The organism is Mycobacterium sp. SMC-4, assembly GCF_025263265.1.
Lineage (GTDB): Bacteria > Actinomycetota > Actinomycetes > Mycobacteriales > Mycobacteriaceae > Mycobacterium.
The window spans coordinates 4,027,050-4,052,759 of record NZ_CP079869.1 but is presented as its reverse complement, the minus strand read 5'-3'; the positions used below and the strand labels follow the sequence as shown (position 1 = coordinate 4,052,759).

General features: G+C 67.8%; 25 protein-coding genes. 17 read left to right on the top strand and 8 right to left on the bottom strand.

The annotated features are described in order from the left end of the window. Positions 1 to 59 precede the first annotated feature (59 nt). On the bottom strand, positions 60 to 608 hold the full coding sequence (locus KXD98_RS19110) for an NUDIX hydrolase (RefSeq protein ID WP_260759897.1): 549 nt from the start codon (positions 606 to 608) through the stop codon (positions 60 to 62). A gap of 40 nt (positions 609 to 648) precedes the next feature. Between KXD98_RS19110 and KXD98_RS19105 the strand changes: the two genes are divergently transcribed. Beyond that, complete coding sequence (locus KXD98_RS19105) at positions 649 to 2,067, top strand: acyl-CoA synthetase (RefSeq protein ID WP_260759896.1); 1,419 nt, start codon at positions 649 to 651, stop codon at positions 2,065 to 2,067. A 1-nt stretch (position 2,068) separates the two neighbouring features. Further along, positions 2,069 to 2,680, top strand: a complete 612-nt coding sequence (locus KXD98_RS19100; RefSeq protein WP_260759895.1) for a M15 family metallopeptidase — start codon at positions 2,069 to 2,071, stop codon at positions 2,678 to 2,680. Positions 2,681 to 2,691: 11 nt separating this feature from the next. On the opposite strand, the gene dapD is transcribed toward KXD98_RS19100, so the two are convergent. After that, positions 2,692 to 3,636, bottom strand: coding sequence for a 2,3,4,5-tetrahydropyridine-2,6-dicarboxylate N-succinyltransferase (dapD, locus tag KXD98_RS19095; protein ID WP_260759894.1), 945 nt, complete (start codon positions 3,634 to 3,636; stop codon positions 2,692 to 2,694). A gap of 27 nt (positions 3,637 to 3,663) precedes the next feature. Here dapD and dapE point away from each other — a divergent pair, with 27 nt between their 5' ends. The 3 genes from dapE (at position 3,664) to KXD98_RS19080 (ending at position 7,993) form a co-directional block, all read left to right on the top strand. After that, a complete protein-coding gene (dapE, locus tag KXD98_RS19090) occupies positions 3,664 to 4,728 on the top strand; it encodes a succinyl-diaminopimelate desuccinylase (RefSeq protein ID WP_260765309.1) in 1,065 nt (354 codons plus the stop codon). Between the two features lie 174 nt (positions 4,729 to 4,902). Next, a complete protein-coding gene (locus KXD98_RS19085) occupies positions 4,903 to 6,249 on the top strand; it encodes a dihydroorotase (RefSeq protein ID WP_260759893.1) in 1,347 nt (448 codons plus the stop codon). 127 nt (positions 6,250 to 6,376) lie between these two features. Next, on the top strand, positions 6,377 to 7,993 hold the full coding sequence (locus KXD98_RS19080; protein WP_260759892.1) for an ABC-F family ATP-binding cassette domain-containing protein: 1,617 nt from the start codon (positions 6,377 to 6,379) through the stop codon (positions 7,991 to 7,993). 2 nt (positions 7,994 to 7,995) lie between these two features. Here the strand turns inward: KXD98_RS19080 and KXD98_RS19075 are convergent, their stop codons facing one another. After that, positions 7,996 to 9,999, bottom strand: a complete 2,004-nt coding sequence (locus KXD98_RS19075) for an AAA family ATPase (RefSeq protein WP_396883248.1) — start codon at positions 9,997 to 9,999, stop codon at positions 7,996 to 7,998. A 35-nt stretch (positions 10,000 to 10,034) separates the two neighbouring features. Here KXD98_RS19075 and KXD98_RS19070 point away from each other — a divergent pair, with 35 nt between their 5' ends. The 7 genes from KXD98_RS19070 (at position 10,035) to KXD98_RS19040 (ending at position 15,690) form a co-directional block, all read left to right on the top strand. Beyond that, the gene (locus KXD98_RS19070) at positions 10,035 to 10,634 is read left to right on the top strand and encodes a TIGR00730 family Rossman fold protein (protein ID WP_260759890.1); all 600 of its coding nucleotides are present in this window, start codon (positions 10,035 to 10,037) and stop codon (positions 10,632 to 10,634) included. Beyond that, on the top strand, positions 10,631 to 12,433 hold the full coding sequence (gene fadD6 / locus KXD98_RS19065) for a long-chain-acyl-CoA synthetase FadD6 (RefSeq protein WP_260759889.1): 1,803 nt from the start codon (positions 10,631 to 10,633) through the stop codon (positions 12,431 to 12,433). The genes KXD98_RS19070 and fadD6 overlap by 4 nt, the downstream gene beginning before the upstream one ends. A gap of 132 nt (positions 12,434 to 12,565) precedes the next feature. Beyond that, the gene (gene folP / locus KXD98_RS19060; protein ID WP_260765308.1) at positions 12,566 to 13,390 is read left to right on the top strand and encodes a dihydropteroate synthase; all 825 of its coding nucleotides are present in this window, start codon (positions 12,566 to 12,568) and stop codon (positions 13,388 to 13,390) included. Then, positions 13,387 to 14,346, top strand: coding sequence for a glucosyl-3-phosphoglycerate synthase (locus KXD98_RS19055; RefSeq protein WP_260759888.1), 960 nt, complete (start codon positions 13,387 to 13,389; stop codon positions 14,344 to 14,346). The genes folP and KXD98_RS19055 overlap by 4 nt, the downstream gene beginning before the upstream one ends. A 57-nt stretch (positions 14,347 to 14,403) precedes the next feature. Further along, positions 14,404 to 14,751, top strand: coding sequence for a DivIVA domain-containing protein (locus tag KXD98_RS19050; RefSeq protein ID WP_260759887.1), 348 nt, complete (start codon positions 14,404 to 14,406; stop codon positions 14,749 to 14,751). After that, the gene (locus KXD98_RS19045; RefSeq protein ID WP_260765307.1) at positions 14,751 to 15,356 is read left to right on the top strand and encodes a DNA-3-methyladenine glycosylase I; all 606 of its coding nucleotides are present in this window, start codon (positions 14,751 to 14,753) and stop codon (positions 15,354 to 15,356) included. Before KXD98_RS19050 ends, KXD98_RS19045 begins: the two co-directional genes overlap by 1 nt. Before the next feature lie 166 nt (positions 15,357 to 15,522). After that, positions 15,523 to 15,690 carry a DUF3117 domain-containing protein gene (locus KXD98_RS19040; RefSeq protein ID WP_003931055.1) on the top strand — a complete coding sequence of 56 codons (168 nt, stop codon included), beginning with the start codon at positions 15,523 to 15,525 and terminating at the stop codon, positions 15,688 to 15,690. 12 nt (positions 15,691 to 15,702) lie between these two features. On the opposite strand, the gene glgA is transcribed toward KXD98_RS19040, so the two are convergent. Then, positions 15,703 to 16,869 carry a glycogen synthase gene (gene glgA / locus KXD98_RS19035; protein WP_260759886.1) on the bottom strand — a complete coding sequence of 389 codons (1,167 nt, stop codon included), beginning with the start codon at positions 16,867 to 16,869 and terminating at the stop codon, positions 15,703 to 15,705. 159 nt (positions 16,870 to 17,028) lie between these two features. Between glgA and glgC the strand changes: the two genes are divergently transcribed. Then, positions 17,029 to 18,243, top strand: coding sequence for a glucose-1-phosphate adenylyltransferase (gene glgC / locus KXD98_RS19030; protein ID WP_260759885.1), 1,215 nt, complete (start codon positions 17,029 to 17,031; stop codon positions 18,241 to 18,243). 21 nt (positions 18,244 to 18,264) lie between these two features. On the opposite strand, the gene KXD98_RS19025 is transcribed toward glgC, so the two are convergent. The 4 genes from KXD98_RS19025 to KXD98_RS19010 form a co-directional block, all read right to left on the bottom strand. Beyond that, positions 18,265 to 19,893: an ABC transporter permease gene (locus KXD98_RS19025; RefSeq protein WP_260759884.1), complete on the bottom strand. Its 1,629-nt coding sequence runs from the start codon at positions 19,891 to 19,893 to the stop codon at positions 18,265 to 18,267. Continuing rightward, positions 19,890 to 20,789 carry an ABC transporter ATP-binding protein gene (locus tag KXD98_RS19020; protein WP_260759883.1) on the bottom strand — a complete coding sequence of 300 codons (900 nt, stop codon included), beginning with the start codon at positions 20,787 to 20,789 and terminating at the stop codon, positions 19,890 to 19,892. Before KXD98_RS19020 ends, KXD98_RS19025 begins: the two co-directional genes overlap by 4 nt. Further along, positions 20,782 to 21,444, bottom strand: a complete 663-nt coding sequence (locus tag KXD98_RS19015) for a TetR/AcrR family transcriptional regulator (protein WP_260759882.1) — start codon at positions 21,442 to 21,444, stop codon at positions 20,782 to 20,784. Before KXD98_RS19015 ends, KXD98_RS19020 begins: the two co-directional genes overlap by 8 nt. 132 nt (positions 21,445 to 21,576) lie before the next feature. After that, positions 21,577 to 22,239 (bottom strand): O-methyltransferase, encoded by a 663-nt coding sequence (locus KXD98_RS19010; protein ID WP_260759881.1) that lies wholly within the window; start codon positions 22,237 to 22,239, stop codon positions 21,577 to 21,579. 166 nt (positions 22,240 to 22,405) lie between these two features. On the opposite strand from KXD98_RS19010, the gene sigE reads away from it, so the two are divergent. The 4 genes from sigE (at position 22,406) to tatB (ending at position 25,687) form a co-directional block, all read left to right on the top strand. After that, positions 22,406 to 23,230 carry an RNA polymerase sigma factor SigE gene (sigE, locus tag KXD98_RS19005; protein WP_313901241.1) on the top strand — a complete coding sequence of 275 codons (825 nt, stop codon included), beginning with the start codon at positions 22,406 to 22,408 and terminating at the stop codon, positions 23,228 to 23,230. Positions 23,231 to 23,308: 78 nt separating this feature from the next. Continuing rightward, the gene (gene rseA / locus KXD98_RS19000) at positions 23,309 to 23,701 is read left to right on the top strand and encodes an anti-sigma E factor RseA (protein WP_260759880.1); all 393 of its coding nucleotides are present in this window, start codon (positions 23,309 to 23,311) and stop codon (positions 23,699 to 23,701) included. A gap of 69 nt (positions 23,702 to 23,770) precedes the next feature. After that, complete coding sequence (locus KXD98_RS18995; RefSeq protein WP_260759879.1) at positions 23,771 to 25,258, top strand: S1C family serine protease; 1,488 nt, start codon at positions 23,771 to 23,773, stop codon at positions 25,256 to 25,258. Between the two features lie 3 nt (positions 25,259 to 25,261). Beyond that, on the top strand, positions 25,262 to 25,687 hold the full coding sequence (gene tatB / locus KXD98_RS18990) for a Sec-independent protein translocase protein TatB (protein WP_260759878.1): 426 nt from the start codon (positions 25,262 to 25,264) through the stop codon (positions 25,685 to 25,687). Positions 25,688 to 25,710: the final 23 nt, after the last annotated feature.

Sequence of the window (25,710 nt, the reverse complement as noted above, 5' to 3'; positions counted from 1 at the left end):
TTGCGTCACAGCTTGGTATCAGTACGTTCCGAGCTGAATCCTGTTCGGGCCGAGGGCGATCAACGTTCGTATAGCAGCAGCAGAGTCCACGCGGCCAGAGACTGCGCGTCGGTGATGACGCCGTCGCGGATCATCTGCTCGACCTCGGTACGGTCGAACCACCCGCTGGTCATGTCCTGCTCTTCGTGCTCGCGTTGGTGCGGGCCCTCGCTGATGCCGGTGGCCAGGAAGACCCGGCCGCGTTGACTACTCATTCCGGGGGCGACATCAAGGGTTCCGAGCTCGGTCATCGACTCGGCGGTGCACCCCGTCTCCTCACGGAGTTCACGCGCGGCCAGTTCGGCGGGGTCGAGATCCGAGCGGCCGGCAACGGTGCCCTGCGGGAACTCCCAGCGGCGCATGCCCAGTGGGTAGCGGAACTGCTCGACGAGGTGGAAGCGATCACCGGCGGGGGTGCGGTCGCGGGCGATCACCAGCGCGTAGTCCGGCTTGTCGACCACCGCGTAGATTCCGAGGCTGCCGTCGGGCCGGCGGATGTCGTCTTCACGCAGGCTCATCCAGGTATTGCAGTACACCTCGCGCGAACCCACGGCCCGGATCGAATCCACGCCCCTCAGTATGCCCAGGCCGCCGAGGTAGCCTCAGGTGGTGTTGCTGGCCTCCCTCAACCCTGCGGCGGTGGCCGCCGGCGCCGACCTGGGCGACGCGGTGCGCATCGACGGCATGTCACTGAGCCGCAGCGACCTCGTCGGTGCGGCGACATCGGTCGCCGAGCGGGTGGCCGGCGCGGCCCGGGTCGCGGTGCTCGCACGTCCCACCGCGGCGACCGTACTGGCCATCACCGGGTGTCTGATCGCCGGTGTTCCCGCCGTCCCGGTGCCCGCCGATGTCGGCGTGGCCGAGCGTCGGCACATCCTCACCGACTCCGGCGCGCAGGCCTGGCTGGGAGAACGGCCCGACGAGACCGAGGGCCTCGGGCACATCCCGGTTCGACTGCACGCGCGGTCCTGGCACCGTTATCAGGAACCGCCGGCCGATGTGACGGCACTGATCATCTACACCTCCGGCACCACCGGCCCACCCAAGGGCGTCGTCCTGAGCCGTCGGGCGATCGCCGCCGACATCGACATGCTCGCCGCGGCATGGGGGTGGACCGCCGAGGACACACTGGTGCACGGTCTGCCGCTCTATCACGTGCACGGCCTGGTACTGGGGCTGCTCGGCTCGCTGCGCATCGGCAACCGGTTCATCCATACCGGCAAGCCCACACCCGAGTCCTACGCCGAGGCCGTCACCGAACGTGGCGGTTCACTGCTGTTCGGAGTTCCCACGGTGTGGTCGCGCATCGTCGATGACGGTGTCGCCGCCCGGGCGCTTTCGGGTGCCCGCCTGCTGGTGTCAGGCAGTGCGCCGCTGCCGGTACCGGTGTTCGACGGGCTGGCCGGACTCAGCGGCCACCAGCCGGTCGAACGGTACGGCAGTACCGAATCGCTGATCACGCTGAGCACGGTGGCCGACGGTGATCGCCGTGCCGGGTGGGTGGGTCTGCCGCTGGCCGGTGTGGCTACCCGACTGGTCGACGAGGCCGGCACCGAGGTGGCCCATGACGGGGCGACGATCGGGCGTCTGCAGGTACAGAGTCCGACGCTGTTCGACGGCTATCTCAACCGGCCCGATGCCACCGCCGACGTGCTGGGCGGCGACGGGTGGTACCGCACCGGCGACGTCGCCGTCATCGACGAGCACGGGATGCACCGCATCGTCGGGCGTGAGTCGGTCGACCTGATCAAAACCGGCGGTTACCGGGTGGGAGCGGGCGAGATCGAGACCGCGCTGTTGGGTCATCCCGGGGTGGCCGAGGTCGCGGTGATCGGCGCCCCGGATGATGATCTGGGGCAGAAGATCGTGGCGTTCGTCGTCGGTGACGCAGCCCCGGACGAGTTGACTGATTATGTGGCGCAGCAGCTTTCCGCGCACAAGCGTCCTCGCCTGGTGCGGATGGTGAACAGTCTGCCGCGCAATGCGATGGGTAAGGTGCTCAAAAAGGAACTCGCTGCGTGGGTGTGAGATGACGAGTTGGTCGACGGGATTGCGGGTGATCGCCGCCGGCGCGATGCTCGGCCTCACCGGCTGCGGCCAGTCACCGCCGGTGGCGCTGATGCAGACCACCATCCCGCTTCCCCCCGCACCCACTGTCGAGATGCCGGCGCCGGCGGCCGATCCACTGACGATCGGGCCCGCCGCTGTCGACACCACCGGTGGCTATCTGCCCGAAGGGGTCATGCTCTCGCCGTTCGACGATGTGGCCAATCCGGCTCTGGCGCTGCTGGATCCGGCATTGCTGCGCGCGGTGCAGGATGCCGCCCGGGAGGCCGAAGCGGCAGGCATCCCGTTGCGCATCACCTCGGGGTGGCGGTCGGTGGGCTTCCAGCAGCGGTTGTTCGACGACGCCGTGCGCACCTACGGCAGTGTGGAGCAGGCCGCCCAACTGGTGGCCACCCCGGAGGCGTCCAAGCACGTGACCGGCCAGGCTGTCGATATCGGACCGGTGCAGGCCAGTCAATGGATGCTGGCCAACGGATCACGGTTCGGCTTGTGCCAGATCTATGCCAACGAAATCTGGCACTACGAGTTGTTCCCGCAGGGGTGTCCACCGCTGCGGGCCAACGCCGCGGGCTGACCAGCGGGCCGTCAGTTGGCGTGCAGGTCGTCGTTGAGCGTGATGCCGGTGCCGTCGCGCTTGACCACCTCGACCGCGCCGGACAACGAATTGCGGCGGAAGAGCAGGTTGTTCGCGCCGGAGAGCTCACGGGCCCGCGCTGTCTGCCCCTCGGTGGTCTGCACCTTGGTACCCGCGGTCACATACAACCCGGCCTCGACCACGCAGTCGTCGCCCAGCGAGATGCCCAGCCCGGCGTTGGCGCCCAGCAGGCAGCGCTTGCCGATGGAGATGACCTGGGTGCCGCCCCCGGACAAGGTACCCATGATCGACGCACCGCCACCGATGTCCGATCCGTCGTCGACCACCACACCTGCCGAGATGCGCCCCTCCACCATGGAGCTGCCCAGGGTGCCGGCGTTGAAGTTGACGAAACCCTCGTGCATCACCGTGGTCCCCGGCGCCAGGTGCGCACCCAGGCGCACCCGGTCGGCGTCGGCGATGCGCACCCCCGTAGGCAGCACGTAGTCGACCATCCGCGGGAACTTGTCGATCCCGTAGACGGCGACCTGACCGCGCCGGCGCAGCCGGGCGCGGACCGTCTCGAAGCCCTCGACCGCACACGGACCGAAGTTGGTCCACACCACGTTGGTCAGCACGCCGAACAGCCCGTCGGCGTTGAGGCCGTGCGGCTTGACCAGTCGATGGGACAGCAGATGCAGGCGCAGGTACCCGTCGTAGGCGTCGGCGGCCTTGTCGGCCAGCGACGAGACGACGGTGCGTACGGCCACGACCTCCACGCCGCGGTCCTCGTCGCGACCGACCAGGGCGGCAAGCTCTTCGCCGATCTCGGCCACCGAGAGCCGGACGGTCCCGGACTCACCGTCGGTACCGAGCTCGGGTGCGGGGAACCAGGTGTCGAGCACCGTCCCGTCCGCCGTGATCGTCGCCAAACCGATGCCTGATGCAGAAGTCACGGGGCTAAGACTAACGTCAGGGTCGTGGTGCTTGACCTACACGGTGACCCGGCTGCGCTGACCGCCGCGCTGGTCGACATTCCCAGTGAGTCGCGGCACGAGAAGCTCATCGCCGACGAGATCGAATCCGCACTGCGCGAGCAGACAGTCGGCTACCACATCGTCCGCAACGGCGACGCGGTGCTGGCACGCACCGACTACGGCAGACCGAGCCGGGTGCTGCTGGCCGGGCACACCGACACCGTGCCGGCCGCCGACAACCTGCCCAGTCGGCTGGAGAACGGCGTACTGCACGGCTGCGGCACCTCGGACATGAAATCGGGCGACGCGGTGTTCCTGCACCTGGCGGCGACGGTCACCGACCCGCGCCACGACATCACGCTGGTGCTCTACGACTGCGAAGAGATCGAGGCGACGGCCAACGGCCTGGGGCGTATCGAGCGTGAGCTGCCGCAATGGTTGGACGCCGACGTCGCCATCCTGGGTGAACCCTCCGGCGGATACATCGAAGCGGGTTGCCAAGGAACCCTGCGGGTACGCATCTCCACGACTGGCACCCGTGCGCATTCCGCGCGATCGTGGCTGGGCGACAACGCGATCCACAGACTCGGTGATGTCCTGGCGCGGCTTGCGTCCTACCGGGCCCGCAGCGTCGACATCGACGGCTGCCGCTACCGAGAAGGACTGTCGGCGGTACGCATCGACGGTGGTGTCGCCGGCAACGTGATCCCCGATGCGGCCGCGGTGACGGTGAACTTCCGCTTCGCGCCCGACCGCAGCGTCGAGCAGGCTTACGCGCACGTGTGCGAGGTTTTCGACGGCCTGGACATCGCCGTCGAACTCACCGACGCCGCGGCGGGCGCGCTGCCCGGGCTCACCCGGCCGGCAGCCGCGGCGCTGGTCGAGGCCGCCGACGGGCAGGTTCGCGCCAAGTACGGCTGGACCGATGTCGCACGGTTCGCGGCGCGGGGCGTGCCCGCGGTCAACTACGGTCCGGGCGATCCGAATCTGGCCCACCGCGCCGACGAACGCGTCGACGTCGAGCAGATCGCGACTGTCACCGCGATGTTGCGCCGCTATTTGACGGCGTAGCCGACCACACCCGATGCCGGCGCCCGCACGACGGTCTGGACGCACCCTCACAGCCGGGACGCCCCCGCTGTAACAGACGCTGCCGGCAGGCCTACTATCGGCCTTAATGAAAATGATTCTCGATAAGGTGTGTGGCGGCCCAATGTGCGCCCGCGTCGATGCTGGAGAGGTGATGTGGCGGACTGGCTGATCTGTAACGCACGCCTTGTCAACGATGGCTCGGTCATCGAAGGTGACCTGCGCATCCACCGGGACCGCATCGCGGCGATCGGCCCGCAGCTGACGGGCCGACCCGGCGACCTGGTCGTCGATGCGAACGGCGCCTGGGTGCTGCCCGGGCTCATCGACGATCAGGTGCATTTTCGTGAACCGGGATTTGCCCATAAGGGCACGATCAACAGTGAGTCCCGAGCCGCGGTCGCCGGCGGAATCACCAGCTTCATGGAGATGCCGAACACCCGGCCGCCGGCGACCACGCTGGCCACCCTCGCCGACAAGTACGCACTGGCCGAACGCAATTCACTGGCGAACTACGCGTTCTACCTCGGCGCCACCAACGACAACATCGAGGTGATCCGCCGCTTCACTCACCGGGATGGCTGCGGCATAAAGATCTTCATGGGCGCCTCTACCGGCAACATGCTCGTCGACGATCCGGTGATACTGAACACCATCTTCGGCGAGGCCGGCACCTTGATCGTCACCCACTGCGAGGACACCCCCACCGTCGAGGCGAATCTCGCGGCCGAGAAGGCCACCTACGGTGACGCGCTGGATGCGACACGACACCCGCACATCCGCAGCGCTGAGGCATGCATGAAGTCGACTCAGCTGGCCATCGGACTGGCGCGACGCCACGATGCCCGGTTACATGTACTGCACGTATCAACTGCCGAGGAACTCAACCTGTTGGAGTCCGGTGTCCCGCTGGCGCACAAGCGCATCACCGCGGAAACATGCGTGCACTTTCTGCATTTCGACGCATCGGACTATCCGCGGCTGGGCAACTGGATCAAATGCAACCCCGCGGTGAAGTTCTCCCGTGATCGTCAGGCGTTGGTCACCGCGCTCGGTAACGGCACCCTCGATGTGCTGGCCACCGACCACGCCCCGCATACCCGCGAGGAGAAGGCGCAGACCTACGAGCGGGCACCGGCCGGCCTACCGTTGGTTCAGCACTGTCTACAGGTCGCGATCGAGCGGGTGTTCGGCGGCGATCTGTCGATCGAGACCCTGGTCGAGCGCGCATGTCATGGCCCCGCAGTGCTGTTCGGCCTTGCCGACCGCGGCTACCTGCGCGAGGGTGGGTACGCCGACATGGTGTTGGTGGATCCGTCTCGGCCGCAGCGCATCACGCCGGAGCATCTGCTCTCGATGTGTGGCTGGTCGCCCTTCGAAGGTGAAACCATGCGAAGCACAGTGGTATCCACCTGGGTCAACGGTCATCGCGCGTGGCACGAGGGAACAATCGACGACTCGGTTCTCGGACGACGGTTGGTGATCGGCCGGGGACGGTCCTAGCGACATTAAACCGCTTGACCTTCCGCTTACTCTGGTTGACATGTGGGGAGACGACATCACCGGGTGAGTCCGGCACGCTGCACTGATTCAAATGCGGGCGGTGCCCGTTGGCAGAAAGCGTCTCCTGATGTCCACTGTGGTCTGTACCGACCTCGGCTTCTCTTGGCCCGACGGCACCGAACTGTTCAGCGGCCTGTCGTTCGCCCTGGGTCCCGGACGCACCGGCCTGGTGGCGCCCAACGGTGCCGGCAAGAGCACCCTGCTGCGCCTGATCGCCGGCGAACTCGCACCCAGCGCCGGTTCGGTGGCCGTCGACGGTGCGCTGGGCTACCTATCCCAGACGGCGCCGCTGATATCCCGTTGCAGCGTAGCCGAATTCCTCGGTGCGGCAAAGGTGCTCGACGCGATCGAAGCGCTCAGCGCCGGTTTCACCGACGAGCACATCTTCGCAGAGATCGGCGAGGACTGGGACATCGAGGAGCGTAGCCGGGCACTACTGGACCGGCTCGGTCTGAGCCACCTCACCCTGGACCGCCCGGTGCCGACGCTGTCCGGTGGCGAGGTCGTCTTCCTGGGCGTGGCCCGTGAACTGTTGAACCGTCCCGATGTGTTGTTGCTCGACGAGCCGACCAACAACCTCGACAGCACCGCACGCCGTCGGCTCTACCGGGCGCTCGACGACTACCACGGATGCCTGCTGGTGGTCAGCCACGACCGGGTGCTGCTCGACCGGATGGACCAGATCGCCGAACTGCACCGCGGTGAGATCGCGTTCTACGGCGGTGATTTCACCACGTATCAGGCAACGGTCAGGGCGGCTGCCGAGTCCGCGCACGACGAACTGCGCAGCGCGGAGCTCAGCCTCAAACGCGAGACCAGGCAACGTCAACAGGCCCGCGAGCGTGCCGAGCGTCGCGCCCGCACCGCCGCGCGCGGCCTCCCCGACGCCGGCCTTCCCAAGATTGTCGCCGGGGCGCGCAAGCGTCGCGCCCAGCAGAGCGCCGGCCGCGCCGCCGAGGTGCACAGCCGACGCATCGAAGCGGCCCGGGCCCGGCTTGCCGAGGCCGAACAGGCCATACGCGACGACGACGCCCTGGTGTTGAATCTGCCCGAGACCGAGGTACCTTCGCGACGTACCGTGTTGTCGGTCAACGATATCCACGTGACCGTCGGGGGACGCCCGTTGCTTGCCGGGGTCAGCCTGAACGTGCGGGGCCCGGAACGCATCGTGCTGACCGGGCCCAACGGCGCCGGCAAGACGACGCTGCTGCGGGTGTTGCACGGCCAGATCACCCCAAAACGCGGCGAGGTGGCATATCCGCCCGGGGTGGCCGGGCGAGTGGCCTACGTCTCGCAACGACTCGATCTTCTCGACGACGACGCGACCGTGGCGCAGAATCTCGCGGCCTGCGCGCCGGGCCTATCGGTGACACGTCGTCGACATCTACTGGCGCAGTTCCTGTTCCGCGGTGCCGCGGTCGACCTGCCGGTACGGGCGCTTTCGGGTGGGGAACGCCTGCGCGCAACACTGGCCTGCGTATTGTTCGCCGAACCTGCGCCGCAGTTGTTGCTGCTGGATGAACCGACCAACAACCTCGACCTGGCCGGCGTCGGGCAGCTCGAAGACGCGTTGCGGGCCTACCGGGGAGCGTTCGTCGTCGTCAGCCACGACCCGGCATTCCTTGCCGCCATCGAGGTCGACCGGGTACTGCGCCTGGAGAATCACGTCCTGACCGAGGACTGAGATCACGACGGTGGGCCGGCCTGTGCCAGCGCACTGCGGCCGAACGCACAGTCCACCTCGCTGCACAACCGTGCCAGCGGCTCCCGCGCATGCCGGTCTCCGAGTTCCACCGCGCAGTGCAGCGCGCGTAATGCCACGGCGGTCTGTCCACCGCGTTGTGCGGCCTTGGCAGCCTCGCGCGCCGCAGCGACGGCGCCGAAAGAGTCCCGGCGCGCAGAGTTGGTCCAGGCCCGCGCTACGGCCAGTTCCGGAGCGAACAGCATCGACTTCAGGCCGTGGCGGGACTCCGCGCGGGTCAGGGCTTTGCCCGCGTCGACGGCCAGGCCCAGCCGGCCCAGTGCCTGGGCCAACAGCATCCACGCCAGCGGCGCCCAGGAGTAACCGGTCGGCGCCAACGTCGTCGCGGCCCGACGCAGCAGCGCCGCGGCCCGGTCCGGTTCCCCGGAGGCGATCAGGACATCGGCCTGCAGTACTTCACCGATGGCCCGGCCCGGTTGCTGCCGCGCGGCGATGTCGGTGAGCCGGTGTGCCAGCGCCAGTGCGCGCTCGGCCTGACCGTTCATCACCAACGCAGTGATCTGACCGTAGCCGCTGGTGAACCGCAGCAGTCCGGGCTGCCCGGCCGCCACCGCGCGCTCGGCCAGTTCGTCGACATGATCGAACAGTCCGCGTCGAGCCGAGGTCAGCGCCGCCGCCGAGCCCGCCCACCCCACCGCGGTGTCGTCGGCGTCCGGCGTGGCCAGCACCGCGTCGGCCAACTCCATTGCCCGAGTCAGGTTCCCGGAGTTCATCGCGAACGTCGCCGCCAACGCGTCGAGTGTGGTGCGGGCCGCCGGCGACGACAGCTTGGCCCGGGTACTGTGCAGAAAGGCGGTGGCGCGCTCGGGCTGCGAGAGCATCCAGAACCTGTTGGCCGCCGTCGGTAAGGCCCATGCCAGCAGCTCGGACTCGGACAACCCCTCGGCGTCGATGTCGGCGAGCACCTCGTCGGCCTCCCGTCCGCGACCCTGCCACGCCAACGCGTAGCCGACCGCGAGTCGCGCGCCGAGGTCCGGTTCGCGCTGTAGCACCGCCCGGCCGAGTCGTTCGCAGAGTTCCAACGCGCCCAACCGCAGCGCCTCCTGGGCGGCGAACCGAAGCTCACCGATCGGCGGCGCCCAGTCGCTGTCGACCGCCAGCACCGCGCGCCGTAGCCGAGCCACCACGCCGTGGGCCGGTAACCGCTCGACGACCGCGGTGCGCAGCCGGCGCAGCTCCGGTCCGCCCAGCGCGTCACGCACCGCGTCGACCAGCAGCGGCTGAGCCGGACGCAGGCCGTCCTCGTCGAGGCTGACCACCGTCGACTGCAGCGCAGCTTCCACCGCACCTGCGCTGGTCAGCTGCGCGGCCTGCTCGAGGGGCAACGGATCGGTGACCGCCAGGAACTCCAGCACCCGGCGCACGTCCGGAGCCAGGCCGGTGACGAACTCTTCGACCTGTACCAGCAGACGGCCGTCCTCCTGCCCAGCTGGATGCAGGTCGACCCGGGAGACCAGGCCGTCCTCCCACAGCGCGTTGACCTCGGCAGGCAGACCGCTGGTCAGATCGTCGCCGGCCGTGGAAACCGTCAGCACCAAGGTCACCGACCGGCTCACCGCCAGCTGGTAGACCAGCGTCGCCGACAGCGGGTCGAGCAGGTGTGCGTCGTCGATGACCAGCAGCCGGCCGTCGCCGAGAACGTCGCGCGCAGCCCGCAGCACCGCCGCCGTCTTCCCGTGCTCGGGCACCTCGATCAGGCGCTCGAACGCGGCGAACGGAACCGATGCGCGGGTCACGGTGGCCCGGACCCAGTCCACCCGCGGATACTCCGGCGCCCAACGCTCGACCGCCTGCCGGGCCAGGGTGGTCTTTCCGACACCCGCCGGGCCGATCAGCGCGGCTCCACCCGACTCACCGCGCAGCACGGAGGCGACCTGCGCGAGAGCGGGTTCACCGGGTGCGGTCACCCAACGAACCGGCGGAGGCACAGGCACCGCCGGAGTCTATGGCTAGGTTTGAGGCCGTGTCCCGAGATCTCGAGCGTGAATGGGCGGTGTGCGTCTACTGCGCCTCCGGGCCGCGGCATCCTGAGTTGATGGAGTTGGCCCGCCGGGTCGGCACCGGGATCGCCGAGCGGGGGTGGACCCTGGTGTCGGGCGGCGGCAACGTCTCGGCGATGGGCGAGGTGGCCGGCGCGGCGCGGGCCGGCGGCGGCTACACCGTCGGCGTCATCCCCAAGGCGCTGATCCACCGTGAGGTCGCCGACACCGGTGCCGACGAACTGGTCGTCACCGACACCATGCGCGAACGCAAACAGGTGATGGAGGACCGCGCCGACGCCTTCCTGGCGCTTCCCGGCGGTATCGGTACCCTCGAGGAATTCTTCGAAGCCTGGACAGCGTCGTATTTGGGTATGCACAACAAACCGATCGTGATGCTCGACACTGTCGGGCACTACGACGGCCTACTGGCCTGGTTGCGCGGGCTGGTCGGGACGGGCTACGTCAGTGCGGACGCGATGCGCATCCTCACCGTCGTCGACAGTGTCGAGGCCGCCCTGAACGCGTGCGCACCCCGGCTGGAGCCCCACACATCTACAGCGGAGGAAGAGCGGCAACTATGACCAACACGTCGGGTACCCGGCACAGTGTCGGACTGATCGATATCGCCAAGCAGGTGCCGGGTCTGCTGAAGGACGCGCCTACCATGATCCGTGGCGTGGTGACCGGCTTCGGTGCCCGACCGTCGGGGAAGACCTCGATCGGGAAGGTCTTCCAGGACCGTGCCGCCCAGCACGGTGACAGCGTCTTCCTCAAGTTCGAGGACACTGAGCTTTCCTATACCGAGGCCAACGAGACGGTGAACCGCTACGCCGCGGTGCTGGCCGCCCGGGGCGTCGGAAAAGGTGACGTCGTCGGCATCATGATGCGCAACTCGCCCGAACCCATTCTGCTGATGCTCGCGGCGGTGAAGTGCGGTGCCATCTCGGGGATGCTGAACTACAACCAACGCGACGAGGTGCTCAAGCACAGCCTCGGTCTGCTCACGGCCACCGTTGTGGTGGCCGAGTCCGAGTTCGTCGAGCCCATCAAGGAATCCGGCGCCGACACCGACGCGCTGGTCACCCTCGAGGAAGTCAAGAAACTCGCCGAGAACGCCCCGACCACCAATCCCGACACCACCGCGGCGGTACTGGCCAAGGACAAGGCCTTCTACATCTTCACCTCGGGCACCACGGGCATGCCCAAGGCCAGCGTGATGACGCACTACCGCTGGTTGCGGGCGCTGGCCGGGTTCGGCGGTCTGGGTATGCGGCTCAACAGCGGCGACACCCTGTACTGCTGCCTGCCGCTCTACCACAACAATGCCTTGACGGTTGCGCTGTCGTCGGTGCTGAACTCCGGTGCTTCGCTGGCAATCGGGAAGTCGTTCTCGGCGTCGAAGTTCTGGGACGAGGTGATCCGCTACGACGCGAGCGCATTCGTCTACATCGGCGAGGTGTGCGCCTATCTGCTCAATCAGCCCGAGAAGCCGACCGATCGCCAACACCGGGTGCGGGTGATCTGTGGCAACGGCCTGCGGCCGGCCATCTGGGACGAGTTCACCGAGCGGTTCGGTATCGACCGGGTGTGCGAGTTCTACTCCGCCAGCGAGAGCAACACCGCGTTCGTCAACTTCTTCAACCTCGACAAGACCACCGGCATCTGCCCGACGCCGGTGGCCTTCGTCGAGTACGACGAGTCCGGAGACCCGGTGCGCGACAAGGACGGTCGGGTGCGCAAGGTCAAAAACGGTGAGCCCGGCCTGTTGTTGTCGAAGGTCAGCAGCTTCCAGCCGTTCGACGGCTACACCGATGACAAGGAGTCGGAGAAGAAGCTCGTCCGTGACGCATTCAAGGACGGCGACGTCTGGTTCAACACCGGTGACCTGATGCGCGACCAGGGTTTCGGGCACGCCGCGTTCACCGACCGGCTCGGCGACACGTTCCGGTGGAAGGGCGAGAACGTTGCGACCACCGAGGTCGAGGCGGCGGTGTCGACCGCTGATCAAGTCGAGGAATGCACCGTCTACGGCGTCGAGGTGCCCGACACCGGCGGCCGGGCCGGGATGGTCGCCGTGCAGCTCAAGGACGGCCAGGAGTTCGACGGCAAGGCGCTGGCCGAGGTGGTGTACGACCGGTTGCCGACGTACGCGATGCCGTTGTTCGTCCGCGTCGTCGAACAGCTCGCCCACACCTCGACCTTCAAGAGCCAGAAGGTCGACCTGCGCAAAGAGGGCTACGGCGGCTCCAGCGGCGAAGGCGACGACGATGACGTCAAGGTCGAGGACCCGATCTACGTACTGTCGGGCAAGCAGGAAGGCTACGTGCCGTTCTACGACGAATACCTGCAGGAAGTCGCCGACGGTAAGAAACCCAAGTAGCGAGAACCCGTGATTTCGGCGCGCTCAGCGACGCTGAGCGTCACAAACCGCGCCGAAATCGCAGGAACGTAGCCTGAGAGGGTGGACTCGACGTATCTGGGGCGGCCGGTGGCCGGTGATCGGGCGCTGATCATGGCGATCGTCAACCGCACGCCGGACTCGTTCTACGACCGCGGCGCCACTTTCACCGACCGCGCTGCCCAGGATGCGGCGCGCCGGGTCATCGACGAGGGAGCCGACGTGGTCGACGTCGGCGGGGTGAAGGCCGGCCCCGGCGCGCAGGTCGACGCCGACGAGGAGATCGCCCGCGTGGTGCCTTTCATCGAATGGCTGCGTGCGGCGTTTCCTGACCAGTTGATCTCGGTGGATACCTGGCGCGCCGAGGTGGCCAAGCAGGCCTGCGCGGCCGGAGCCGATCTGATCAACGACACCTGGAGCGGAGCCGACCCCGCGTTGGCCGAGGTGGCCGCCGAATTCAACGCCGGCCTGGTGTGCTCGCACACCGGTGGTGCGGTGCCACGCACCCGCCCGTTCCGGGTCAACTACGGCATCTCCGAGCGCGGCGTGGTCGACGACGTCGTCGCCGAGGTGACCAGAGCAGCCGAACACGCGGTCAGTCTGGGAGTGTCACCAGAGCGCATCCTGATCGATCCGACCCATGACTTCGGCAAGAACACTTACCACGGTCTTAGTTTGTTGCGTCATGTGGAAGAGCTTGTAAAAACTGGATGGCCGGTCCTGATGGCGCTGAGTAACAAAGATTTCGTCGGGGAGACTCTGGGTGTGGGTCTGACCGAGCGCCTCGAGGGCACCCTGGCCGCGACCGCCCTGGCGGCTGCCGACGGTGCAGCGATGTTCCGTGTGCACGAAGTCGGACCCACGCGTCGGGTATTGGAGATGGTCGCGTCGATCAAAGGCGCCCGTCAGCCGAAACGTACGGTGAGGGGACTTGCATGACTGTGCTGTCTGATCGTGTCAACGACCTGCAATTGGACGAGGTGGCTCGGCACCGCTGGCTGGGCGACCACAGCTGGAGCCGGCCGCACTGGAGCATTGCCGACCTCGAAGCCGCCAAACGGGGCCGGACAGTGTCGGTGGTACTGCCCGCCCTCAATGAAGAGGAGACGGTCGGCGGCGTCGTCGAGACGATCATCCCGCTGCTGGGCGGACTGGTCGACGAGCTGATCGTGCTGGACTCCGGCTCGACCGACGACACCGAGATCCGCGCCGTCGCCGCCGGCGCTCGGGTGGTCAGCCGCGAGGTCGCGCTGCCGGAGGTGGCGCCCCAACCCGGAAAGGGTGAGGTCTTGTGGCGCTCGCTGGCCGCCACCACCGGCGACATCATCGCCTTCGTCGACTCCGACCTGCTCGATCCGGACCCGATGTTCGTACCCAAGCTGCTGGGCCCGCTGCTGACCACCGACGGTGTCCATCTCGTCAAGGGGTTCTACCGCCGCCCGCTCAAGGTCAGCGGCGGTGAGGACGCCAATGGCGGCGGACGTGTCACCGAACTGGTGGCGCGCCCGCTTTTGGCAGCGTTGCGGCCGGAGTTGATGTGTCTGTACCAGCCGCTGGGCGGCGAGTATGCCGGCACCCGTGAGCTGTTGACGTCGGTGCCGTTCGCGCCCGGCTACGGCGTGGAGATCGGCCTGCTCGTCGACACCTACGACCGCCTCGGCCTCGACGCCATCGCCCAGGTCAATCTCGGGGTGCGCACGCACCGCAACCGGCCGCTGACCGAGCTGGCGTCGATGAGCAGGCAGGTGATCGCGACGTTGCTGCAACGCTGCGGGATTCCCGACTCCGGCGTCGGGCTCACCCAGTTCTTCGCCGACGGCGAGGACTACACCCCGCGCACGTCGACGGTCTCGCTGGCCGACCGCCCGCCGATGGTGACGCTGCGGCCGCGCTGAGCTCTTGCTCTCGCGGTTGCCGGGATAGCGCGGGCGACGGTCAGGCACTATCGAGGGGTGACGCTCGTCCTGCTCTATCTCGTCGTGCTGGTGCTCGTCGGCATCGTGTTGTTCGCCATCGGCAGCATGTTGTTCGGTCGGGGGGAACCGCTGCCTCCGCTGCCGCGCGCCACCACCGCCACCGTGCTGCCGGTCGCGGAGGTGACCGGCGCCGATGTCGACGCGCTGAAGTTCACCCAGACGTTGCGGGGCTACAAGACCAGCGAAGTCGACTGGGTGCTTGAGCGGCTGGGTCGGGAGATCGACTCGCTGCGTGCGCAGTTGGCCCAGGCCGATACGCCGGTCCCGCCCGACGACGACCGAAGCGATGCTCCTACCGGCGCGCACCACTGGGACATGCAGTGATCAGCGCAGTCGAGGACCGCCGGGTCCGGTGTGGGTGGATCGATCAATCACGGCTCTCGGCAGAGGATTTCGTGCTGTACCGGGACTATCACGACCAGGAGTGGGGCCGGCCGGTGCGTGATTCGGATGCGCTGTTCGAGCGAATCAGCTTGGAGGCCTTCCAGAGCGGGCTGTCCTGGCTGATCATCCTGCGCAAGCGGAACAACTTCCGCGCAGCGTTCGACGGCTTCGACATCGAGAAAATCGCGCGCTACACCGATCGCGACATCGAGCGGTTGCTGGCCGATCCCGGGATCGTCCGCAATCGGGCCAAGATCGAGGCCACGGTCGCCAATGCCCGCGCCACCGCCGATCTCACCGATCAGGGCATCGATCTCGGTGAGCTGTTGTGGTCGTTCGCGCCGCCCGACGCCGCCACCCGGCCGCGGCCGGTGGACCTGTCGCGAGTGGCGGCGGTGACCCCGGAATCGACCGCGATGGCCAAGGATCTCAAGCGCCGAGGGTTCCGGTTCGTGGGGCCCACAACGGCCTATGCGCTCATGCAGGCGACCGGCATGGTCGATGACCACGTCGCCAACTGCTGGGTGCCGCGCGAGGACGGCTGACCGTTATCGCCGGGTCTTTGCACACGACTCGCCCGGGATAGGGAACAATGGAAGATCTGTAGCAGGTCAGAGCCGGGAGCTGCCGACATCGGATAGGTGGGCAGCTCCACGGTTCGCAGGACACACCGGGCCCTGACGGGCACGTCCACTGTGGAGGGAGCACTCGATGGCGGCGATGAAGCCCCGGACCGGAGACGGTCCACTGGAAGCGACCAAGGAGGGGCGCGGCATCGTGATGCGGGTACCACTGGAGGGCGGTGGCCGGCTGGTCGTCGAACTCACCCCTGAAGAGGCAGCCGCGCTCGGCGACGAACTCAAGGGCGTCACCAGCTAGCGTCGCCGTCGGCTAGGCCGTGACCTGACGGTAGATCTGCAGGGTCTCCTGGGCGATCTGAGCCCAGGAGAACTCGTCGATGCAGCGTTGGCGGCCCGCCTGTCCGTAACGGCGGGCCCGGTCCGGATCGCCGACGAGGGCATTGACGGCCTCGGCCAGGTTGCGTTCGAAGGACACGGCGTCTTCGGCGGTGTAGTGCACCAGCACACCGGTGCGCTGGTCGTCGACCACCTCGGGGATGCCGCCGACGTCGGACGCGACCACCGCGGTCGCGCACGCCATCGCCTCCAGGTTGACGATTCCCAACGGTTCGTACACCGACGGGCACACGAATACCGCTGCTGCCGAGAGTATTTCGCAAATGTCATGGGTTGGCAGCATCTCGCGCACCCAGTAGACCCCCGAGCGCACAGCGCAGAGCCGGTGCACCGCCGAGGTCACCTCTTCGGCGATCTCCGGGGTGTCCGGAGCGCCGGCACACATCACCAGCTGGACCTCCGGCGCGAAATGGTGAGCGGCGGCTACCAGGTGCGCGACGCCCTTCTGGCGGGTGATGCGGCCGACGAACGCGACGATCGGGCGGTCTGGGTCGACGCCTAGGGCGTTGAGCACCGAGGTGTCACCGGTGCCGCGAGCCACCGGCCGCCAGACGTCGGTATCGATGCCGTTGCGCACCACGTGCACCCGTGCGGGGTCCAGCGCCGGGTAGGTCGCCAGGACATCGGCGCGCATGCCGGAGCTGACCGCGATCACCGCCGCGGCCGCCTCCACGGCCGTCTTCTCCACCCATGACGAGATGCGATAACCGCCGCCGAGCTGTTCGGCCTTCCACGGCCGTCTGGGCTCCAGCGAGTGCGCGGTGAGTACATGGGGGACGTCGTAGAGCAGCGCTGCCAGGTGGCCGGCCATGCCGGTGTACCAGGTGTGGGAATGCACCACCGAGGCCGCCGAGGCGGTGTTGACCATGGTCAGATCCGCCGACAGAGTGGCCAATGCCGCGTTGGCCCCGGCCAGCGCCGGATCGGGCGCGGCCACCGTCACACCCGGACGGGGGGCGCCCATGCAGTGCACATCGACCTCACAGAGCCGGCGCAACTGGGCCACGAGCTCGGTGACATGCACCCCCGCACCGCCGTACACCTCGGGTGGGTACTCCCGAGTCATCATCGCCACCCGCATGTCCCTGACCGTAGCCAACTTCGGCACCGGCTGCCCAGCATCGTGAATTGTCTTGACGGACAGACCCAGACGAACGCCCCGACGGCCGACGGGGTGCGACGCGCGCGTCAAAGCCCGGAATGGCTGGCCGCCGTCCCAACGTGCGGATAGGTTGGCAGCATGAGGGAAGCGCCACACGTGCTTGGCATCGTCCTCGCCGGCGGAGAGGGCAAGCGGTTGTATCCGCTGACGGCCGACCGCGCCAAGCCTGCGGTGCCGTTCGGGGGCGCCTACCGGCTGATCGACTTCGTGCTGTCGAACCTGGTCAACGCCCGCTATCTGCGGATCTGTGTACTGACCCAATACAAGTCGCATTCGCTGGATCGGCATATCTCGCAGAACTGGCGGTTATCCGGGCTTGCTGGGGAGTACATCACGCCGGTGCCGGCCCAGCAGCGTCTCGGGCCGCGCTGGTACACCGGTTCGGCTGACGCCATCTATCAGTCGATGAACCTGATCTATGACGAAGACCCCGACTACATCGTGATCTTCGGCGCCGACCACGTCTACCGGATGGATCCCGAGCAGATGGTCGCCCAGCACATCGACAGCGGGGCGGGCGCGACGGTGGCCGGCATTCGGGTGCCGCGGGCCGAAGCCAGCGCCTTCGGCTGCATCGACGCCGACGACTCGGGACGCATCCGTTCGTTCATCGAGAAGCCGGCCGACCCGCCGGGAACCCCGGACGACCCGGCGCAGACGTTCGTGTCGATGGGCAACTACATCTTCACCACCAAGGTGCTCATCGATGCCATCCGGGCCGACGCCGAGGACGACGACTCCGATCACGACATGGGCGGTGACATCATCCCGCGGCTGGTGTCCGACGGGATGGCCGCGGTCTACGACTTCAGCAACAACGAGGTGCCCGGGGCAACCGAGCGCGACCACGGCTACTGGCGCGACGTCGGAACCCTGGATGCGTTCTACGACGCGCACATGGACCTGGTGTCGGTGCATCCGATCTTCAATCTGTACAACAAGCGCTGGCCGATTCGGGGAGGCTCGGAGAACCTGGCACCGGCGAAGTTCGTCAACGGTGGATCGGCCCAGGAGTCGGTGGTCGGCGCCGGAAGCATCGTCTCGGCCGCGTCGGTGCGCAACTCGGTGCTGTCGTCCAACGTCTCGATCGACGACGGCGCCATCGTCGAGGGCAGCGTGATCATGCCCGGGGTGCGCATCGGTCGCGGAGCGGTGGTGCGCCACGCGATCCTGGACAAGAACGTCGTCGTCGGCCCCGGGGAAATGGTCGGGGTCGATCTGGACAAGGATCGCGAGCGGTTCTCGATCAGCGCCGGGGGCGTGGTGGCGGTCGGCAAGGGCGTCTGGGTCTGACCGTTGCCGTCGGTGTCACCTTCAGGCGGCGTCTCGCTGCCGGTAGCACAACCCGGCGGCCGCGGTGAGCGCGGCGGCGACCACAAGCATCGTGAGCATGGCGGCAAGCGACGTCTGCGCAGGGGCGGTGATCCGACCGACCGGCGACAGGTCCACCAACCACTGGGGCAGGCGCAGCAGCGCAGCCAGATACAACGTCGTGATCACGAAAGTCACCGCCAGCCAGCCGATCCAGGGCTGGCGTAAGGCCACCGCGACCGCCGCGACACCGGCCAGTACCGCCAGCGCGGGAACGAACGCCAGGCCGGCTGCGGTCAGCCGCAGTACGGTCTGGGCTTCCCCAAGGGTCAGCCCGGCGCCCAGTCCGTTACCGAACCCGGCCAAGGCCATCAGCACTGTCGAGCCGAGCACCGATGACGCCACCGCGCTGGTCAGCCAACGCCAACGAGACACCGGCCGAGCCAGCACGGCTTCACCGAGGCCGGACGTCTCGTCTGCGTACACCCGCAGCACGGCGGCAACCACGAACGCGCCGGCGGCCGCGGCGAGGAACTGCGACATGGCGGTGTGCACTCCGTCGGTGCCCTCGGCATCGAGCATCCGCGCGATCAGCTCGTTGTCGACGGCCGCGTCGAGCAGCGACTGGGTCATCGAACCGAACGCCAGGCCCCCGGCGAACAGGCCGATCGACCAGCCGATCAGCTGTCCGCGTTGCAACGCCAGATGCAACCCGAAGACGCCGCCGATACGCCGCGCGTTGGGCCGCTCGCCGGTGGAAGCAATTGTGCCGTCGTCGTATTGGCGCTGCTGCTCGAGGAACGCCGCGGTGATGATCAGGGCGACGGTGGCAGCGACCAACGCGGTCATCGGCCACCAGCGCAGGTCGGCGAACGGGCGCATCTGCTGTGCCCACGCGATGGGAGAGAACCAGCTCAGCGCGCTGCCGGAGTGGTCGATGACGTCGCCGAGCCCGCGGATCAGGGCGGCGATTCCGAGCGTGCCCAGCGCGGCGCCGGTGGCTGCGCGCGCGGTGCGCCACAGCTGTGCGGTGACCGAGGCCACCGCGCCGAATGTCATGGCGACCGCGGTGACCCCGACGCACATCGCCGCGCTGTCGACCACGTCGAGACCGGTGGCCACCAACGCGGCGGTCATCGCCAGGGCCAGTGCGGCGTTGACGCCGGCCACCACGCTCAGTGCCGCGGTGGTGCGGGCATGGCGTCCGACGACCGAGGCGAGGACCAATTCCGCGCTGCCATCCTCCTCTGCTGCGCGGGTGTGCCGAACCACGGTCAGGATGGCCAGAATGGAGGCGGCGACGATCAACGTCAGCATCAGCTCGTTGGCGACCATCACCCCCAGCGCAGTCTCGTTGACCCCGAACATCGGCCCGCCCATCAGCATGCCGGCGGGCGTCTTGAGCAGCTCTACTCTGGCCAGCCGTTGTGCCTCTTCAGGGTAGGCGAGCTCGAAGGCTGTCGGGGAGTAACCCACCAGCGCCGTAAGGGTCACGAGCCAGATGGTCAATCGGAACCGGTCGCGGCGCAATGCCAACCTGATGAGGCGCCGGGTCCCGGCCCACGGCGAGCCGGCCGGGACGGCGGCGTGGCGTGCGCGGGTATCCATCGTGATCTGGACGGAGGCGCTCATTGCCGCGCCCCGTGGTATTCGTTGAGGAACATGTCCTCCAGTGACGCGGGGGTGACCGTCAGATCCGCCAGACCTGCCCGGGTCAGGTCCGCCATCGCCCGGTCGAGATCGTCGCGATCCACCGAGAACCGCACGCGGTCGCGTTCGGTGTGCAGGTCCTGCACGTAGGGCGCGTTCTGCAGGTCGGCCTGACCTCGCGTGCGGGCAGAAACAGTCGTGCGCATCAGATGCCGCATCTCGGTCAAGCTGCCGGAGCGCACCGTCTTACCGGCCCGGATGATCGTGACACTGTCACAGAGCTTTTCGACCTCGGCGAGAATATGGCTGGACAGCAGCACCGCAGCGCCCTGCTCGACGACCTCTCGGACGCATCGCGCGAAAGCCTGTTCCATCAGCGGGTCCAGACCGGATGTGGGCTCGTCGAGGATGAACAGCTCGCTGCGCGTGCTGAAGGCCGCGACGATGGCCACCTTCTGCCGGTTGCCTTTCGAGTAGGTGCGCGCCTTCTTGTGCGGGTCGAGTTCGAAGCGCTCGATCAGCTCGTCGCGACGAGCGGTGTCCACCGCTTGCTTTCCGCGCAGACCGGTGAGGAAATCGATGGCCTGCATGCCGGTCAGATTAGGCCAGAGTGTGACATCTCCTGGCACATAAGCGATTCGGCGGTGCAGGCGGACTGCCTCGCGCCATGGGTCGCCGTCGAGCAGCCGCACGGTACCGGCGTCGGCTCGTAGCAGGCCCAGCAGCACCCGAATCGTGGTCGACTTGCCCGCGCCGTTGGGGCCGAGGAATCCGCGGACCTGCCCACCGGCGACCGTCAGGTCCAGACCGTCGAGTGCTCGGGTGCGGCCGAAAGACTTTGACAATCCGTGGATCTCGACGGCATTAGCATCAGTCATGGTGCGCTCCTTCTGTCGCCGTCAGGGCGACCCCCTGGGCTTTCCTGGCGGTGAACGCGTCGAACATGGTGGAGTCGGTCATCAGACCGTGGGTGTAGATCTCGAGGGCCGGCAGTACCATCTCCTCGCTGTAATCGCGCAGCACTGCGCGCAGGTCGGTCGGGTTGTCGTGCATCTGCAGATACAGCAGAAAGGCGCCACCACCGGCCATGGCGAGGAAGCGCGCTCGGGCCTTCGGGTCCGGGCTGGGCTTGATGGTCCCCGCCTGCACGCCGGCTTCGATGTACACCTCGGTGTTGGTGATCAATCTGCGCCACAGCATCTTTGCCAGTTCGCCACCCTCCTGCAGGCTGCGCACGAGGTAGCCCATCAGCGGGGCATACTCCTCGATCTCGGCGAACTGGGCGAACCAGGTTGCGGGATCGGAGGATTGGATCGACTCGGTCTTGCTGTCGAGCACGGTCTGGACGATGTGGTCATCGCATGCCCGGCGCAGGCCCTCCTTGGAACCGAAGTGGTGGTTGACCAGTCCCGGGCTGACGCCCGCAGCCGCGGCGATGGCGCGTACGCCGACGTCGAAACCGTCGCGGCCGAACAGGTCGACCGCGGCATCGCGGATACGCGCCCGCGTCGTGAGATCGTCGGCTGAACGCATGTTCAATAGATTAAACGTGCGTTCAGTGCCGGGTCAAGACCTCCTGGCGAGCAGACGCGCCGGCCCCCGAAATCGCGTGAAATCAGGGGTGTGGGCGTCTGCTCGCGGAAGAAAAGGTCACGGAAGAAATGATCAATCGCGGGCGGCGGCGAGCAGGCCGTCGCCGAGCGGGATCAGCACCGGTGTCAGCCGTTCGTCTTCGGCGATCAATCGGGCCCCTTCGCGCACCGCGGCGACCTCGTTGTCCTTGGCCGTCGCATCACCGGCGCGGCCACCCAACGCGGCACGATGCACCACGATCGCCCCGCCGGGACGCAGCAGTCGCACGCCCTCGACGACGAACTGGGGCTGGTCGATCGGGTCGGCATCGATGAACACCAGATCGTAGGACTCGTCGGCGAGCCGGGTCAGCACCTCCTGGGCCCGACCGCTGATCAGCCGGGTGCGACCCGGACCGACGCCGGCCTCGGTGAAGGCCTGTTTGGCGATCCGCTGATGCTCGGGCTCCACGTCGATGGTGGTCAGCACACCGTCCTCGCGCATTCCCGACAGCAGCCACAACCCGCTGACGCCTGCGCCGGTCCCGACCTCGACCACCGCCTTCGCGCCGGTCAGCTTCGCCAGCACGCACAGCAGGGCCCCGACGGCCGGGGTGACCGCGCCTGCACCGATGTCGACGGCACGTTCGCGCGCCGCTCCGACGATGGCATCCTCGGAGATCGAGTTCTCGGCATGGGCGACGATCGCCTCGGCCGGAGACGGCCGCGCTGCTCCGGGCTGGTCGGTGCTGGCCATGCCCGCAGCGTAGAGGCTGGCCGACATCGCCGACCCCGCGACACGCCCGCTCCGAGCGTCGAGATCGGCACTGTTTCCGCTGGTCGAATGTGGGGTACGCGGTGTTCTCAGGAAAAGTTCAGTGAGCTCATATGCCTGCCACACGGCGACAGGAGACGGTGTTCGCATGACACACGGCATGGCACGCGAACCGGGGCATCTCGGGAACAATGTCGCCGTCGGTCGTGTTGTCGAAGACATGCCGCCGGCCCCAGGCAACCCTGCAGGTCAGCCCCAGCTTGCCGATACCCGCCCAGACGCCCAGCATGACTTGGAGGAAGAAGCGATCACCACACATCCCGCGCAGACCGGCATCATCGCCGCGCCGGTGTCGATGGCCCACCGCGAACAGTTCACCGAGGGTGACTGGGTCGAACCGACCGACGAACTCACCGGTACGGCGGTGTTCGATGCCACCGGCGACCAGGCCGCCATGCCCAGTTGGGATGAGCTGGTCCGTCAGCATGCCGACCGCGTGTACCGGCTGGCCTACCGGCTGTCCGGCAATCAGCACGACGCCGAGGACCTCACCCAGGAGACGTTCATCCGGGTGTTCCGATCCGTGCAGAACTACCAGCCGGGCACTTTCGAGGGTTGGCTGCACCGCATCACGACGAACCTGTTCCTGGACATGGTCCGTCGACGTGCCCGTATCCGCATGGAGGCGCTGCCCGAGGACTACGAACGCGTCCCGGCCGACGAGCCCAACCCGGAGCAGATCTACCACGATTCGCGGCTGGCCCCCGACCTGCAGGCCGCGTTGGACTCGTTGGCGCCGGAGTTTCGTGCAGCGGTCGTGCTGTGCGATATCGAGGGTCTGTCCTACGAGGAGATCGGTGCCACGCTGGGCGTCAAGCTGGGCACCGTGCGCAGCCGTATCCACCGTGGTCGCCAGGCGCTGCGGGACTATCTGGCGCGCCATCCCGAACTCGATGCCCTCAGATCGGCCTGAGTTCGGGCATTGACTTTGAGTCTGCCGCGCTACATTCGAAGTACGTCCGTCGATATGGCCGTGGAGAGGAGTCAGGTGGTGTTCGAACGTGGACACTCGTTCCGGCGCGCCTTTTCCTGGCTGCCCTCCCCGTTCGCCTCTCAGAGCGATGCGCCGGTCGGCCCGCGCCAGTTCGGCTCGACCGAGCACCTCTCGGTCGAGGCCCTTGCCGCCTACGTCGACGGCGAGCTGAGGATGACGGCCTATCTGCGCGCTGCGCAGCACCTGTCGGTGTGTCCGGAATGCGCCTGGGAGGTCGACGCTCAGCGCCAAGCCCGGGAAGCCTTGCGGGACTCGTGCCCGGTGGCGATGCCGAGCTCGCTGCTGAACCTGTTGTCCAAGATTCCGCACGACACCCCGCCTGAACCGGGGCCGGTCGACTCGGCACAGCTTGCTGACCGCGTCCAGCGTGACCGCCGTAAACGCCGGTAGGGTAGGTGCGGTCGACCATCGACGTGCGTCGGCGCTTGCTGACGCCCTGAACAGTAGGGTGATGAACGGGTGACCAATCTGGACCAGACCGGTCGGGAGCGCCTCGAGCCGCGTCCGGTGTCCCGTCCTCCGGTGGATCCGGCTGCCACGCGCGCGTTCGGCAGGCCGGCCGGTGTGCGCGGTTCGTTCCTGGGTGCCGACAAGCACCGGGACCAGGGTGAGTACACCCCCAAGGATCAGGCTCCCGACCCCGTGCTGGCCGAGGCGTTCGGTCGCCCTTTCGCCGGCACCGAATCCTTGCAGCGGCATCCCACCGACGCCGGGGCCCTGGAGGCCGAGAAAGACGCCGGCCCCGACGACATCGACGACCCGTGGCGCAACCCGGGTGCGCCGGTCGCACTGGGCACTCCGGCGATGGCGCCGTCGGCCCCCACCGTGGCCGCCGCACCGGTCGGCAAGCTCGGCGTGCGCGATGTGCTCTTCGGCGGTCGGGTGTCCTACACGGCCCTGGCGGTGCTCGGGATCATCGCTCTGGTGCTGGGATTGACCGGCGGCTGGGTGGGCCGCAAGACCGCCGAGGTGACTCAGGCGTTCACCACGTCGAAGGTCACTCTGCAGACCGGTGACGGGGGGGAACGTCCCGAAGGTCACTTCGCCAGAGTGGCTGCGGCGGTCGCCGATTCGGTGGTCACCATCGAGGCCAAGAGCGACTCCGAAGGCGCACAGGGCTCGGGCGTGGTCGTCGACGATCGCGGCTACGTCGTCACCAACAACCATGTGATCTCCGAGGCTGCCAGCAACCCGAGCAAGTTCAGGATGGCCGTGGTGTTCAACGACGGCACGGAAGTCCCGGCCAACCTCGTCGGTCGTGACCCGAAGACCGATCTGGCGGTCCTCAAGGTCGACAACGTCGACAACCTCACGGTGGCGCGCCTCGGTGACTCCGAGACGCTGCGAGTCGGGGAAGAAGTCATCGCCGCCGGCGCGCCCCTCGGACTGCGCAGCACCGTGACGCACGGCATCATCAGCGCATTGAACCGCCCGGTTCCGCTCTCCGGTGACGGCACCGACACCGACACCGTGATCGACGGTGTGCAGACCGATGCCTCGATCAACCACGGCAACTCCGGCGGTCCGTTGATCAACATGAACGCCGAGGTGATCGGCATCAACACGGCCGGCAAGTCGCTGTCCGAGAGCGCCAGCGGGCTGGGCTTCGCGATCCCGGTCAACGAGGTCAAGCAGGTCGTCGAGTCGTTGATCGAGAACGGCAAGATCGCCCATCCGACGCTGGGCCTGTCCGCACGTTCGGTCAGCAACGACATCGCCAGGGGCGCCCAGATCGCCAACGTGACGGCCGGCGGACCTGCCGAGCGGGCCGGAATCCTGGAGAACGACGTGGTCGTCAAGGTCGGTAATCGCAACGTCGCCGACGCCGACGAGTTCGTCGTCGCCGTGCGCCAACTCAGAATCGGTGAGCCGGCGCCCATCGAGGTGGTTCGTGACGGCAGGCCGGTGACGCTGACCGTGACGCCCAACCCCGACGACAGCACCTAGATCGTGTTCGCCAACGTCGGCTGGGGGGAGATGCTGATCCTGGTGATCGCCGGATTGGTCATTCTCGGCCCGGAACGGTTGCCAGGGGCCATCCGGTGGACGTCGAACGCGCTGCGGCAGGCACGCGACTACGTCACCGGGGCCACCAGCCAGTTGCGACAGGATCTCGGCCCCGAGTTCGAGGACCTGCGCGAACCGCTCTCGGAGCTGCAGAAGCTGCGCGGCATGACTCCGCGCGCGGCGCTGACCAAACATCTGCTCGACGGGGATGATTCGATCTTCACAGGCAAGTTCGACGCCCCTCAGGCGTCTCAGTCGTCCCCGCCGGCACCGAAGCCGCAGTCCGGTCCGGGCCCGACACCCGCGCCGGCCCAGCCGCCGGCACCCGCGCCCGGTGCGCCGGTGCCGTTCGATCCCGACGCCACCTAGGAGTCGCCGGTCGGGTGGTGCGG

What these genes read in the sequence shown, in the direction of transcription:
- KXD98_RS19100 (WP_260759895.1), top strand. Translation starts at nt 2,069, where the DNA reads ATGACGAGTTGGTCGACGGGATTGCGGGTGATCGCCGCCGGCGCGATG.
- KXD98_RS19080 (WP_260759892.1), top strand. Translation starts at nt 6,377, where the DNA reads ATGTCCACTGTGGTCTGTACCGACCTCGGCTTCTCTTGGCCCGACGGC.
- fadD6 (WP_260759889.1), top strand. Translation starts at nt 10,631, where the DNA reads ATGACCAACACGTCGGGTACCCGGCACAGTGTCGGACTGATCGATATC.
- folP (WP_260765308.1), top strand. Translation starts at nt 12,566, where the DNA reads ATGGCGATCGTCAACCGCACGCCGGACTCGTTCTACGACCGCGGCGCC.
- KXD98_RS19055 (WP_260759888.1), top strand. Translation starts at nt 13,387, where the DNA reads ATGACTGTGCTGTCTGATCGTGTCAACGACCTGCAATTGGACGAGGTG.
- KXD98_RS19040 (WP_003931055.1), top strand. Translation starts at nt 15,523, where the DNA reads ATGGCGGCGATGAAGCCCCGGACCGGAGACGGTCCACTGGAAGCGACC.
- glgA (WP_260759886.1), bottom strand. Translation starts at nt 16,869, where the DNA reads ATGCGGGTGGCGATGATGACTCGGGAGTACCCACCCGAGGTGTACGGC.
- glgC (WP_260759885.1), top strand. Translation starts at nt 17,029, where the DNA reads ATGAGGGAAGCGCCACACGTGCTTGGCATCGTCCTCGCCGGCGGAGAG.
- KXD98_RS19025 (WP_260759884.1), bottom strand. Translation starts at nt 19,893, where the DNA reads ATGAGCGCCTCCGTCCAGATCACGATGGATACCCGCGCACGCCACGCC.
- KXD98_RS19020 (WP_260759883.1), bottom strand. Translation starts at nt 20,789, where the DNA reads ATGACTGATGCTAATGCCGTCGAGATCCACGGATTGTCAAAGTCTTTC.
- KXD98_RS19015 (WP_260759882.1), bottom strand. Translation starts at nt 21,444, where the DNA reads ATGCGTTCAGCCGACGATCTCACGACGCGGGCGCGTATCCGCGATGCC.
- KXD98_RS19010 (WP_260759881.1), bottom strand. Translation starts at nt 22,239, where the DNA reads ATGGCCAGCACCGACCAGCCCGGAGCAGCGCGGCCGTCTCCGGCCGAG.
- sigE (WP_313901241.1), top strand. Translation starts at nt 22,406, where the DNA reads ATGACACACGGCATGGCACGCGAACCGGGGCATCTCGGGAACAATGTC.